This is a genomic window from Nonomuraea sp. NPDC004580, from assembly GCF_040609855.1.
GTDB lineage: Bacteria > Actinomycetota > Actinomycetes > Streptosporangiales > Streptosporangiaceae > Nonomuraea > Nonomuraea salmonea.
The window spans coordinates 681,896-694,844 of the sequence record NZ_JBEXLH010000001.1; the positions used below are offsets into that span (position 1 = coordinate 681,896).

Below are 12,949 nucleotides of genomic sequence, written 5' to 3' on the forward strand. Positions count from 1 at the left end.
AGAGTGGAGGTCCGGTTTGTCGACTGAGCTAGAGAGTACGCGGAGAGCGCTGCGTGACGCCGTCGCGCAGGCCGAGCGTGCCGCCGAGCTGGCCAGGCTGCTGGACGCCGCCCAGGCCAGGCTGGCCGAGGCCGAGCAGCGCGCCGAGGAGGCGAAGGCGCTCGCGGAGCAGCTCAGCGAGACCGAGGAACGGCTGGCCGCCGAGCAGGCCGCCGCAGACAAGCTGCGCAAGGAGCTGGCCGAGCAGCGCTTCCAGGCCGAGGTGGCCAACTGGAAGCTCTCGTCGATCAAGGTCGCCCGCTGGAACCGGCTGGGCGACGCCATCAAGAGCGGCAAGAGCAACCCGGTACGCCTGGCCAAGGGCCTCAAGGGTGCCGCCAAGCCGGTCAAGCGGCCCATGGCGCCCAAGCGCAAGCCGGTCGCCACCGCGAACAAGCCCAAGGACGAGCGCCCGGGCGCCGCCTTCCAGGCCACCACCAGCACCAGGACGCTCGGCGGCGCCCAGTTCAAGCTCAAGCCCTTCCGGGTGCCCACCGGCCCCAACACCAGGCCGCACCTGACCGCCGCCGTCGTCGCCGACCCGCACGCCGAGGCGCTGCTGCGCTACGAGTGGCGGCAGACGACCGGCTTCACGCCCCGCGACTTCGCCAGGGTGCTCCCGCTGGAGGTGCCCCACCTGCTGGTCGTGGAGTCCGTCACCCAGGGCCCGTGGGCCGAGGAGATCATCGGCGAGCCGGGCGAAGGGCTGAAGTCGCTGCTCGCGTGGTGCGCCGAGCGCGGCATCCGTACGGTCTTCTGGCACACCAAGGGCGACGTCTCCGCGTACGCGCAGGCCGCCGACCTGTTCGAGCACCGCTTCACCGCCGACCTGACCGTGGCGTGGCCGCGCCTGCAGTTCGGGGTGCAGCCCCGGGTGCACAACCCGCTGCCGCTGTCCGGTGGCCGCATCGACCGCGTGCTCACCCTCGACCAGCTGCTGCCCGAGCACCTGGCCTACCCCGACGTGCTGACCTCCTACCGCTGGCCGGCCGCCGCCGACTGCCCGCCGGGCACCCCGCAGTGGCGCCTCGCCGAGATCGCCGCCTGCGGCACGCCCATCGGCACCGAGGCCGACTCGCGGCGGGCGCACGTGGCGCTGCGGCGGGCGTACGCGATGGGCACGATGAGCGAGCGCATCGACGAGATGCTCGACGCGATCGGCCTGCCCAGCGCGCGGCCCACGCTCAACACCTCCGTGCTGCTGCCCATCGTCGACCCCTACACGATGGAGCACGCGCTGGCGCAGGTCGCCCGGCAGTCGGGCGTCGACCAGCTCATCGTCATCGGGCCGCCGGAGGCCGAGCTGCGGGCCCGCGACGTGCTGCCCGACGTCGAGGTCATCCACCGGCGGCCGGCGCCGTCCATGACCGTGGGCGCGATGCTCAACGCCGGCATCGACCTGTGCGAGGCCGACCTGGTCGCGGTCATGGACCCGCGCGACGTCTACGGCGCCCACTACCTGTCCGACCTGCGCAGGGCGTTCCTGTTCAGCACCGCCGACATCGTCGGCAAGGCCGCCTTCTACGCCCACCTGCGCAAGCCCCAGGCCACGCTGCTCAAGCAGCCCGAGGCCGAGTACGGCTACCTGCCCGAGATCGCCGGCGGCACCCTGCTCGCCCGCCGCAACGCCCTGCGCGAGCTGGGCTTCGCCGACCTCACCGAGGGCTGGGACGAGGTGCTCATGCGGCAGTGCCGTACCGACGGCGTCAAGGTCTTCTCCGCCGACAGGTTCGGCTACGTGCGGGTGCGCGACGAGGACCGCTGGCTGCTCGGCGCGGCCCAGCTCGTCGAGTACGGCTCCGCCGAGCCGCACGCGCTCATCTGAGCCACAGCGGCAGCGCCGGGGCCGCGTCCGTGACGGGGTTCCATGCGCATAAGGTTCTCGAAGTGACGTCCGATGAGCTGGTCGCCGTGCTGGGGGAGCCGCCCGTGCCCGACGGCACGTGGGAGCACGAGATCCGCTACGTCTCCGCGGCGGCCCTGCGGCGCCGGATCCCGCCCGCCGGGCTGGCCGAGCGGGTGCGCGCGCTCGGGGGCGTCGTCTCCGCCGAGGTGGCGGGGGCCGGGTTCCTGCGGATCGTCGTGGACGACCCCTTCTGGCTCATCGAGGCGGCGCCGGCGCCGTACGAGCCGGCCTGGCCCGACTTCCCGCGCACCTGGGACAATCCCGGCTTCGTCGTGCGCTACGCGCACGCGCGCGCCTGCGCCGTGCTGAGGTGGGCGGCGGACCTCGGGGTGCCCGGCCCGGCGGGCACGCCCGATGACGTGGCGCACCGGCACGTGCTCAGGGTGCTGGCCGAGCTGCCGGGACGCCGGGCGGGCAGGGATCCCGGGTGGGAGGCGTACCTGGTGCGGCTGGCGCTGGCCTACCACGACGCGCACGAGCGCGCGCCCGCCGTTCCGGTGGGCGACGAGGAGCCGTCGCCGGCGCACGCGGCCCGCGTGCGGGTGGCCGATGTGGTACGTAAGGTGCTTCCCGGCCCAGACCGTCTGTGAGCAGAAAATATCCGGTTAAACGGCGAAAAAGAGTAAAAATTACCCTGCCAGACCTTGATCGCGTCTCGATACGTGGTCACAGGGTCATGGCTTACTTGCGCTTCCGATAGCCTCGATCGGGTGAGTCGATTCGCCCATCCCGCCGGGGACCGGCACGCCGAGATGCTGCCCCACGAGCGCCCGCCGCAGGCGCCCGCCGACCTCAACCGGATCAACCCCGCGATCTGGCCCCGAACGTCGAGCCGGGCCGACGGGGCGCTGACCGTGGGCGGGGTGGACGTACGCGACCTGGCCCGCGAGCACGGCACCCCGCTCTACGTCATCGACGAGGACGACGTACGCTCGCGCATGCGCGACTACGCCACGGCCTTCGCCGGCTCCGAGGTCCACTACGCCGGCAAGGCGTTCCTGTGCAAGGAGATCGTGCGCTGGCTGCTCGACGAGGGCCTCGGCCTCGACGTCGCGAGCGGCGGCGAGCTGGCCGTCGCGCTCAGCGTCGGCTTCCCCGCCGAGCGCATCACCATGCACGGCAACAACAAGTCCGGCGCCGAGCTGCGCAGGGCGCTGGAGGCCGGCGTCGGCCACATCGTGGTCGACTCCTTCGACGAGATCGCCCGGCTCGGCCACCTCGCCCAGGAGCACGGCAAGCGGCCCAAGGTGATGATCAGGGTGACCACGGGCGTCGAGGCCCACACCCACGAGTTCATCGCCACGGCCCACGACGACCAGAAGTTCGGGCTGTCGCTCAACTCGGGTGCGGCGGCCGAGGCCGTGCGCCGCATCCTGGCCCTGCCCCAGCTCCAGCTCGTCGGGCTGCACTCCCACATCGGCTCCCAGATCGTCGACACGGCCGGGTTCGAGGTCGCCGCGCGGCGCCTGGCCGGGCTGCTCGTCGAGATCAAGGAGGAGCACGGCGTCGTGCTGCCCGAGCTCGACCTCGGCGGCGGCTACGGCATCGCCTACGTCGAGGGCGACGACGCCCCCGACATCAAGGAGCTGGCCGACGGGCTGCGCGAGATCGTCACCAAGGTCTGCTCCGACGCCGGCCTGCCGGTGCCCCGCCTCACCATCGAGCCTGGCCGCACCATCGTCGGCCCGGGCGGCATCACCCTTTACGAGGTCGGCACCATCAAGGACGTCGAGGGCCTGCGCACCTACGTCAGCGTCGACGGCGGCATGAGCGACAACGTACGCACCGCCCTCTACGGCGCCGAGTACACCGCCGCGCTGGCCAGCCGCGCGAGCGAGGCGGAGCCCATGCTCAGCCGCCTGGTCGGCAAGCACTGCGAGAGCGGCGACATCATCGTGCGCGACTTCCACCTGCCGAGCGACCTCGCGCCAGGCGACCTCATCGCCGTCGCCGCCACCGGCGCCTACTGCCGCTCGCTGGCCAACAACTACAACTACCTGCCGAGACCCGCCGTGGTCGCCGTCTCGGGCGGCGCCTCCCGCGTGATCGTGCAGGGCGAGACCGAGGACGACCTGTTGAGGGGGCAGCTGTGAAACCGCTGAAAGTGGCGCTGCTGGGCTGCGGCGTGGTCGGCTCCCAGGTCATCAGGCTCATGCACGAGCAGGCCCTCGACCTCGCCGCCCGCGTCGGCGCGCCGCTCGAGCTGGCCGGCGTCGCCGTGCGCAGGCTCGGCCGCAAGCGCGACGTCGAGGTCGATCCCGCGCTGCTCACCACCGACGCCGAGTCGCTCGTCACCCGCGACGACATCGACATCGTCATCGAGGTCATCGGCGGCATCGAGCCGGCCCGCTCGCTGATCACGGCCGCCCTGTCCAGGGGCAAGTCCGTGGTCACCGCCAACAAGGCGCTGCTGGCCGAAGACGGCGCCACCCTCCACGAGGCGGCCAGGGCAGGCAACGGCGACCTCTACTTCGAGGCCAGCGTCGCCGGCGCCATCCCGCTGCTGCGCCCCCTGCGCGAGTCGCTGGCAGGCGACCACGTCAAGCGGGTGCTCGGCATCGTCAACGGCACCACCAACTACATCCTCGACAAGATGGACTCCACCGGCGCCTCCTTCACCGACGCGCTGGAGGAGGCCCAGACGCTGGGCTACGCCGAGGCCGACCCGACCGCCGACGTCGAGGGCTTCGACGCCGCCGCCAAGGCCGCCATCCTCGCCGGGCTCGCCTTCCACAGCCGGGTGCGGGCCGAAGAGGTGCACCGCGAGGGCATCACCGAGATCACCGCCACCGACGTCGCCTCCGCCAAGGCCATGGGCTACGTGATCAAGCTGCTGGCCATCTGCGCGCGCTCCGACGACGGCCGCTCCTTCGGCGTGCGGGTGCACCCGGCGATGATCCCGCGCAGCCACCCGCTGGCCGGGGTGCGCGAGGCGTACAACGCGGTCTTCGTGGAGGCCGAGTCGGCGGGGCAGCTCATGTTCTACGGCAAGGGGGCGGGCGGCGCGCCCACCGCGTCCGCCGTGCTCGGCGACCTGGTGGCCGTCGGCCGCAACCGCCTGGCCGGCACCCGCGGCCCCGAGGAGTCCACCTACGCCGAGCTGACCGTCCACCCCATGGGCGAGACCGTCACGCGCTGCCACGTGGCGCTCGACGTCGCCGACAAGCCGGGCGTGCTGGCCCGGGTGGCCGAGCTGTTCTCCAAGCACGACGTGTCCATCCAGACCGTACGGCAGGAGGGCAGGGGCGACGACGCCCAGCTCGTCATCGTCACCCACCGCGCCACCGACGCCGCGCTCTCGGCCACCATGGAGGGGCTGCGCGAGCTCGACATCGTCCGCGCGGTGGCCAGCGTGATGCGCGTGGAAGGCGACGAGGTCGGCTGAAGGGGCGGTAATCGCCAGATCGCTCCTGAAACGGGCGTAAGGTAGGCGCCGCCGATTCCTTCCCTGCGCCCGAGGAGCAGCCTGCGATGTCCGAGACCCCCTGTGGCTTCGCGCGTACGCCGGAGAAGGGGCTGGCCCGCCTCCACTGGAGCACCGGCGAATGGGCGGTCGAGGGCGGGCCGCCCGAGGTGCCCGAGCTGCGCCCGCTGCGCGGCCTGGAGGTCGAGTGGCCCGAGCGCGAGGTGCCGCTCGACGGGCTCATGCGGCTGGCCGCGGCCGGCGTGCCGCTGACCGCCGCCGACGCGCCCGCGTGGGTGCCCGCCGACCTCGCCGCGCTGCTCACCGACCGCGACTGGCTCGCCCACCCGGCCGACGGCACCGCGCGCTCGCTGGCCGACCTGCGGCGCGAGGAGCACAGCGTACGCCTGCGCCGCCTGGCCCACCCCACGTCCATCCCGCACGTCAGCATCGTCATGGCCACCAAACGGCCGGCCATGGTGCCCGCCGCGCTGGCGCAGATGGAGCGGCAGCGCGACGTCGTCGCCGAGGTGCTGCTCGGCCTGCACGGGGTGGCCTTCGACGAGGTACGCGAGGCCGCCGGCTCCTGCGCGCTGCCCGTGCGCCACGTGGAGGCCGACGCCTCGGTGCCGTTCGGCGAGGTGCTCAACCAGGCCGCCGCTCTGGCTGAGGGCGACTATCTGGCGAAGTGGGACGACGACGACTGGTACGGCCCCCGCCACCTGGCCGACCTGTTCATGGCGATGACGTACGCGGGGGCCGACGTGGTGGGCACCACGGCCGAGTTCTTCTACCTGGAGCCGCTGGAGGCGACGATCAGGCGCACGACGTTCGCGAGCGGGGCGAGCTATCCGAGTGAGGTCCACGCCGATCACGTGGCGGGCGGCACGATCATGGTGTCCCGGTCGAAATTCCACGACATAGGCGGATATCCCGCGCTGCCACGGGCCGTCGATCTCGAGTTCCTCAAGGCGGCGAAGAGCGCGGATGCCCGCATCTACCGCACCCACGGCCTCGGCTACGTCCTGCGCCGCGGGCTCAGCGGCGAGCACACCTGGCAGCTCCCGCTCGCCCACTTCCTCAAGGTGGCCGCCAACCAGTGGCGGGGCTTCCGCCCGAGCCTGCTGATGGAAGCCGCGTGACCGCCCGCGTACGCGGCAACGACTACCGCGTCCTCGCCCGCGACGAGCCGCTCGAACCCCGGCTGACGGTCAGCGTCGTCGTGCCCGCCTACGGCGGCCAGGACAAGCTCGACCTGGTGCTCGCCGCGCTGGCCAGGCAGACGTACCCGGCCGAGCTCATCGAGGTCATCGTCGTCGACAACGGCAGCGAGCCGCCGCTGTGCCTGCCCGCCGAGCGGCCCGAGCTGACCCGGCTGGTGCGCTGCGAGCGTCCAGGACGCGCCGCCGCCCGCAACGCCGGACTCGGGGCCGCCACCGGCGAGGTGATCCACTGGCTCGACTCCGACGTGCTGCTCACCCCCGGCGCGGTCGAGGCGCACATGCGCTGGCACCACGCCGCCCCCTACCTCGTCGTCACCGGCTACCTGCGCTTCACCGAGGCGCCCGTGCCCGCCGAGCTGCCGTCCGACCTGGAGGCCGCCTTCGAGCCCGCCGAGCCGCACGCGTGGCTCGTCGACCTCGTCGAGCGCACCGACGGGCTCACCGACAACCCCCAGCGCCCCTTCAGCCTGCACGTGGGCGGCGCCACCTCCGTCAACGCCGCCCTGATCAAGGCCGCCGGGCCCATGGACGACGACCTGGTGCTCGGGCAGGACACCGAGCTCGGCTACCGGCTGTGGCAGGCGGGCGCGGTCTTCGTCCCCGAGCCCGCCGCGCGCGGCTACCACCTCGGGCCGACCATGCGCATGCGTGACAAGGCGCCCATCGACCGGGTCAGTCACGCGTTCGTCGCCGACCGCATCCCTGCCTACCGGTGGCTGCGCGGGCATCCCGGGCGGCAGTGGAAGGTCCCGTACGTCACCGCCGTCGTCTCCGCGACGACCGGCTACGACGAGGTGCGGGCCACCGTCGACGGGCTGCTCGCCGGCACCGTGCCCGACGTGTCCGTGCTGCTCGTCGGCCCCTGGGACACCCTCGACCACGATCGCCGTGCGCCTCTGCAGGACCCGTCGCTCGACCTGGTGCTGATCGAGGGGCACTACCGGCACGAGGGCCGGGTACACCTGGTCACCTCCGCCTCGGTCGACCCCGCCGTCCCGTACACGCTGCACCTGCCCGCCGGCTGGATCCCAGGCCACGACACCCTCGCGCGCCTGCTCGACCTGGCCCGCGACGAGGGCCTCGGCCTGGTGAACGTGCTCCTGGACGAGAGCTCAGGCGGCATCGTGGCGGCCCGGCTCGAACGCGCCTCCGCCTTCGCCAGAGCGCGCATCGTGGCAGCCGCGGGCGAGGACCTGGACGACGTGGTGGACGAGGTCGCCGGCGTGCTGTGGGCCGACGGCGCCACCTACGGCTTCACCGCCGAGGCAGAGCCGCCGCAGGGGCGGCGCAGCGCGTACAAGGAGAGACTGGCCGCGCAGGCGGAGGCGGCCCGGCTGGCCGAAGAGGCCGAGCGGCTGCGCGCCCAGGTGGCCAAGTGGCGGGACGAGGCCGGCACCTGGCGCAAGTCGGCGGTTGAGCTGCGGCGCGAGGTCGGCTCGCTGCGCCGCCGCATCGCCGCCGCGAATCGCGTCCAGCCGGACCTGCGCTCGGTCGTCTCCAGCACCCTGAAACGCGCGCTCCGCCGCAAGAGCTGACCCGCCGCCGGCCTCCGCGACCGGGCATCCACCCATCGCCCTTCCGGCGAGAGGCAGGGGCGGGGTCAGTTGGGGCGGAGGGCTGATTTGAGGCGGCGCAGGAGGGTTTTCTCCGGCGGGTCCGACGAGACCTGCACGACCGCCTTCGGGGCCGGGATCGTGACCGGTTCCGGCTGCGCGGGCTTGGGCCAGAAGCGGTCGGGCGGCTCGTGACGTACGCCGTGCGTGGCCGCGATGACCTCGTCCACGTCATCGCCCGCGCCGGTGAGCAGCACCGCCCGGCCCAGGGCGGAGGTGCGTTCGAGGCGGGCCGTCCGCCCGTCCGGGAGGTTCACCACCAGCACGCCCGTCAGGTCCTTCTGCACCGACTCGATCATCCGCTCCAGCGTCGCCCGGTGCAGCGGCACGTCCACCGGCCCCCGGTAGCGGAACGGGATCGGGGCCGGCGTGGGCGCGGGCTCGTCGATGAGCCGGATGCGTTCGTCGTGTGCGAACAGGTCACGCAGCAGCCGCAGCTCGAAGTCCTGGTCGGACAGCGAGTAGCGGCGCCCGTCGGCCAGCCGCGACCACGGCCCGGCCAGCGTCACGACGACGTCCTGCACCTTGCCGTCCAGCGCCGCCGCCACCGCCTGCCGCACGGCGGTCCCGGAGGCGCCGGAGACGTCGAGGACGATCTCCACGTACGGCACCAGCCACCGCCGCCCCCGATCCTTGCGCAGGTCACGGCGGAGCGGGACGCGATGGGCCAGGAAGGGCTCCACGGCACGCACCGCCCGCTCCCTGTCGCGATGCTGCGAGGGCAGCCCCAAGTGGACGGCCTGGGCGTCCATGTCGGGCACGAAGACCACGCCGTGCATGGCCAGCCGGTAGGAGAACTCGGTGTCCTCGCCACGCGCGACCGTAGGGTCGAGCCCGCCCACGGCGTGGAAGACCTCCCTGGGAAGGGCGAAGGTCGGCCCCGTGCACACGTGGTACGGATTGCGGCTCTTGCGCAGCCCGTCGGTCTTGGCGATCGTCGCCTCCGTCGAGCTGGCCACCGCCGTCTCCAGGTCGAACAGCTCTCCCAGGTGTCCCGCCAGGAAGACCTGCTCGGGGGTGACGGGCGGCGCGTCGACGAACTTCTTCATGCCGATCGTGACCAGGTAGTCGGTCTCGTGGTGCCAGCGCGCCAGCGCCTCGATGTGCTCCCTGCAGGCCACCATGTCGGAGTCGAGCCGCTGGATGATCTCGCCGTCGGCGGCCTTCGCCCCGGTGTTGACCGCGTTGGAGATGCCCCAGCCGTCGCGCACGCGTACGAGACGGGTGTTGAACGGCCGGATCTCGGGCAGGCGGATCGGCGGGTCGCTGCCGTCGTCGACGACCAGCACCTCCATGAGGTGCTCCGGGTACGTCTGCGCGGCCAGCGCCGCGAGCGTCAGGTCGAGCTTGTCCTGCCCGCCGCGCGCGGGTATCACCACGCTGACGGAAAGGGCGGGTGACCAGGCGCCGAGCCGCGGTGCCGTCACCGGTGAATAGTCGTTCTGCCTCAGAGCAGGACGCGCGTTCATGGTCGTGACCCCCTGGCCGAGACCTTATCGGGAGATGCTGAGAATTTCCTGAATAGTGCTCCTGTCCAATGCAGGAGTTCTGCGGGTGTCCGACCCGTGGACGCCGCTCCGCGACGGTCCCCGGCACCCCGTACACTCTGTGCCCAACAGCGCAGGTAGGGAGTCATCATGAGCAGGTCGTGGCGTGGCCTCATCGAGGAGTACCGCGAGCGTCTTCCGGTCACCGCGAAGACGCCCGTCATCACGCTGCTCGAAGGCGGCACTCCGCTGGTGCCCGCGCACCGCGTCTCGGCGCTCACCGGGTGCGAGGTCTACCTGAAGGTGGAGGGGGCCAACCCGACGGGCAGCTTCAAGGACCGCGGCATGACGATGGCCATCAGCAAGGCCGTCGAAGAGGGCGCCAAGGCGGTCATCTGCGCCTCCACGGGCAACACCTCCGCCTCGGCCGCCGCCTACGCCGTACGCGCCGGGCTGACCTGCGCCGTGCTGGTGCCACGGGGGAAGATCGCGATGGGCAAGCTGGCCCAGGCGCTCGTGCACGGTGCCACGCTGCTGCAGGTCGAGGGGTCGTTCGACGACTGCCTGGAGATGACGCGCAAGCTGTCGTCCAACTATCCGATCGCGCTGGTCAACTCCGTCAACCCGTACAGGTTGCAGGGCCAGAAGACCGCCGCGTTCGAGATCGTCGACGCGCTCGGCGACGCCCCCGACATCCACTGCATCCCGGTCGGCAACGCCGGCAACATCTCGGCCTACTGGATGGGCTACGGCGAATACGCCGACGACGGGGTGGCGACGAAGCGGCCGCGCATGTTCGGCTTCCAGGCCAGCGGCGCGGCGCCCATCGTGCAGGGCGCGCCCGTCACCCACCCGCACACGATCGCCACGGCCATCCGCATCGGCAACCCGGCGTCATGGGCGCTGGCCACCACGGCCCGCGACGAGTCGGGCGGCGTGATCCAGGCGGTGACCGACCGGCAGATCGCGGCGGCGTACAAGTTGCTGGCACAGGAGGAGGGCGTGTTCGTCGAGCTCGCTTCAGCCGCCAGCGTAGCGGGGTTGCTGCAGGCCCACGCGCAGGGCATGGTTGACCCGGGGCAGCGCATCGTGTGCACGGTGACGGGCAACGGGCTGAAAGACCCTGACTGGGCGATCTCGGGGGCGCCCGCACCGGTGGTCATCCCCATCGACGTCCACGCCGCCGCGGCGGCGCTCAACCTCGCCTGACGGGGAGTGACGAGGGAAAAGTGAACGAATGAGGACCGTTGACATTCGCGTGCCCGCGACGTCGGCCAACCTGGGGCCGGGTTACGACGCGCTCGGGCTCGCGCTGAGCCTCCACGACGAGGTCACGGCCACGCTCACCGGGGAGCGCGGCGTCCACGTCGTCGTGGAGGGCGAGGGGGCGGGGGAGGTCGATCCCGGCGAGGGGCATCTGGTCGTCAAGGCCATGCGGGTGGCGTACGACCGCATGGGCGTGCCCCAGCCGGAGGGCATACACCTGCACTGCCGCAACCGCATCCCGCACGCACGGGGTCTCGGGTCGTCGTCGGCCGCGGTCTGCGCGGGCATTCTCGCCGCGCGCGCACTCGCGGACTCGGGGGAGAACGCGCTGAGCGACGACGACGTCTACGCGCTGGCCGCCGAGATGGAGGGCCATCCCGACAACGTCGCGCCCTGTCTTTCCGGCGGGCTGACGGTCTCGTGGTCCGACCACACCGGGCTGCCGCATAAGCTGAAACTAGCTCCCGACCAGCGCATCCGTCCGGTCGTCTGCGTCCCTTCGACGCGGCTGTCGACGGAGGCCGCCCGGGGGCTGCTGCCGAAGGACGTGCCCCACGAAGACGCCTCCTTCAACGCCGGCCGGGCCGCGCTGCTGATCGCGGCGCTGACCCAGCGGCCAGAGCCAGGGCTCCTGCTCGCCGCCACAGAAGATCGGCTCCACCAGCGATACCGCGCGCCTGCCATGCGGCAGAGTGCGGATCTGGTAGAACGTCTCCGTGCAGTGGGCGTGCCCGCGGTCGTTTCGGGAGCGGGTCCCACGGTTCTTGCGTTTTCGACATCGGATTCGCAGGATTTGATCGCGCCAGAAGTGGGTAATGACTGGCACATCCAGCAAATGGACGTCGACCCGGTTGGTGCGAACGTTCAGTTCCCCGAGACACGCTGATGCCTCTTTAGACCTTCAGGGAATAGCCGTGTGCGCTGGTGATGTTAGGCTGATAGCCGCACCAGATGCCCCCTTGGTGGGTGCGTGCTTGTCAGCCATACATCGCTGCATCATGCTTCACGTCGCGAGGCGTGAGCAGCGCGGCTGTCTCCCCGGAATCCGTTGCCTCCGGTTGGCCCACACCCGGTTGGCGCAACGCGAGGTGGCGACGACGGGGATCTGCGCGTTCGGATCATCTCGACATCTGGTTGGCGACAGCAATCTGGGGGGTGTCAGCCACGCGCCAAGGGCCATCGGCGGCGTGGATGAACCCCTCCCCAAGAGTGGCGGCCGTCTCAAGCGACAGCCGATGATCGCAAAGTGCACCCCGACCCGGTCTGTCCCGCCGGATCGCAAGCACCTCCGGGACGCCCGGAAGAACAAATCCGGCGCCCGACCCCTGGGAAGGACCTTTTAGTTGAGCGACACCACCGAACTCCTCTCCGACGCATCAGGCGCTGAGCCGGCGTCCGGCGACACCCCCACCCGCGCAGCGGCCAAGCCGCGTGCGCGTCGCTCCGGCACCGGCCTGTCCGCCAAGGTGCTGCCCGAGCTGCAGAAGATGGCAGCGGAGCTGGGCATCAGCGGGACCGGGCGCATGCGGAAGAGCCAGCTCATCGCGGCCATCCAGGAGAAGCAGGGTGGCGGTTCCGGAGACGGCGCAGCGACGGCCGCGCCGGTGGCCGAGGCCCCCGCGGCCGCCCCCGCAGAGGCGGCGCCCGCGGCGGAGCGACCCACCCGTACACGCAGGGAACGTTCCCGCGCCAAGACCACGGAAGAGCCCGCGCAGCAGCCCGCCGCCGCGCCCGAGCCCGTGGCCGCGGCGCCTGAGCCGGTCGCCGCCGCCGTGGCGGAGCCGGTCGTGGAGCAGCAGACGCAGCCCGCGGACGCCGGACAGGGCGAATCGCGCTCCGAGCGCGGCGAGAGCAGGCGCGAGCGCCGCAGCCGTGGCGAGCGCCGCGAGCGCGGCGAGCGGGGCAGCGACCGTAACAGCGACCGTGGTGACCGCGGCGACCGCACCAGCGACGGCGGTCGTGACGGCGGCCGTGACGGCGGTCGTGACGGCGGTCGTGACGGCGGTCGTGAC

10 protein-coding genes are annotated in these 12,949 nt (G+C 72.1%); 9 read left to right on the plus strand and 1 reads right to left on the minus strand.

What is annotated here, in order from left to right; translation table 11 throughout:
* Positions 1 to 16 precede the first annotated feature (16 nt).
* From ABZW11_RS03015 to ABZW11_RS03040, 6 genes are all read left to right on the plus strand, one after another.
* Complete coding sequence (locus tag ABZW11_RS03015) at positions 17 to 1,864, plus strand: hypothetical protein (protein WP_355411984.1); 1,848 nt, start codon at positions 17 to 19, stop codon at positions 1,862 to 1,864.
* A 62-nt stretch (positions 1,865 to 1,926) separates the two neighbouring features.
* A complete protein-coding gene (locus tag ABZW11_RS03020; protein WP_355411986.1) occupies positions 1,927 to 2,535 on the plus strand; it encodes an anticodon-binding protein in 609 nt (202 codons plus the stop codon).
* Between the two features lie 120 nt (positions 2,536 to 2,655).
* On the plus strand, positions 2,656 to 4,038 hold the full coding sequence (gene lysA, locus ABZW11_RS03025) for a diaminopimelate decarboxylase (RefSeq protein WP_355411988.1): 1,383 nt from the start codon (positions 2,656 to 2,658) through the stop codon (positions 4,036 to 4,038).
* Positions 4,035 to 5,330 carry a homoserine dehydrogenase gene (locus ABZW11_RS03030; protein WP_355411990.1) on the plus strand — a complete coding sequence of 432 codons (1,296 nt, stop codon included), beginning with the start codon at positions 4,035 to 4,037 and terminating at the stop codon, positions 5,328 to 5,330. Before lysA ends, ABZW11_RS03030 begins: the two co-directional genes overlap by 4 nt.
* 86 nt (positions 5,331 to 5,416) lie before the next feature.
* Positions 5,417 to 6,490, plus strand: a complete 1,074-nt coding sequence (locus ABZW11_RS03035) for a glycosyltransferase family 2 protein (RefSeq protein WP_355411992.1) — start codon at positions 5,417 to 5,419, stop codon at positions 6,488 to 6,490.
* On the plus strand, positions 6,487 to 8,106 hold the full coding sequence (locus tag ABZW11_RS03040; RefSeq protein WP_355411994.1) for a glycosyltransferase: 1,620 nt from the start codon (positions 6,487 to 6,489) through the stop codon (positions 8,104 to 8,106). Before ABZW11_RS03035 ends, ABZW11_RS03040 begins: the two co-directional genes overlap by 4 nt.
* A 65-nt stretch (positions 8,107 to 8,171) precedes the next feature.
* Here ABZW11_RS03040 and ABZW11_RS03045 read toward each other — a convergent pair whose 3' ends face one another.
* On the minus strand, positions 8,172 to 9,611 hold the full coding sequence (locus ABZW11_RS03045) for a glycosyltransferase (RefSeq protein WP_355411996.1): 1,440 nt from the start codon (positions 9,609 to 9,611) through the stop codon (positions 8,172 to 8,174).
* Positions 9,612 to 9,821: 210 nt separating this feature from the next.
* Between ABZW11_RS03045 and thrC the strand changes: the two genes are divergently transcribed.
* From thrC to ABZW11_RS03060, 3 genes are all read left to right on the plus strand, one after another.
* Positions 9,822 to 10,880, plus strand: a complete 1,059-nt coding sequence (gene thrC, locus ABZW11_RS03050; protein ID WP_355411998.1) for a threonine synthase — start codon at positions 9,822 to 9,824, stop codon at positions 10,878 to 10,880.
* Positions 10,881 to 10,908: 28 nt separating this feature from the next.
* On the plus strand, positions 10,909 to 11,823 hold the full coding sequence (gene thrB / locus ABZW11_RS03055) for a homoserine kinase (RefSeq protein WP_355412000.1): 915 nt from the start codon (positions 10,909 to 10,911) through the stop codon (positions 11,821 to 11,823).
* Positions 11,824 to 12,280: 457 nt separating this feature from the next.
* Positions 12,281 to 12,949, plus strand: a 669-nt coding sequence (locus ABZW11_RS03060) for a Rho termination factor N-terminal domain-containing protein (protein ID WP_355412002.1), incomplete at its 3' end; no start/stop codon positions are given.

What these genes read in the sequence shown, in the direction of transcription:
- ABZW11_RS03035 (WP_355411992.1), top strand. Translation starts at nt 5,417, where the DNA reads ATGTCCGAGACCCCCTGTGGCTTCGCGCGTACGCCGGAGAAGGGGCTG.
- thrC (WP_355411998.1), top strand. Translation starts at nt 9,822, where the DNA reads ATGAGCAGGTCGTGGCGTGGCCTCATCGAGGAGTACCGCGAGCGTCTT.
- thrB (WP_355412000.1), top strand. Translation starts at nt 10,909, where the DNA reads ATGAGGACCGTTGACATTCGCGTGCCCGCGACGTCGGCCAACCTGGGG.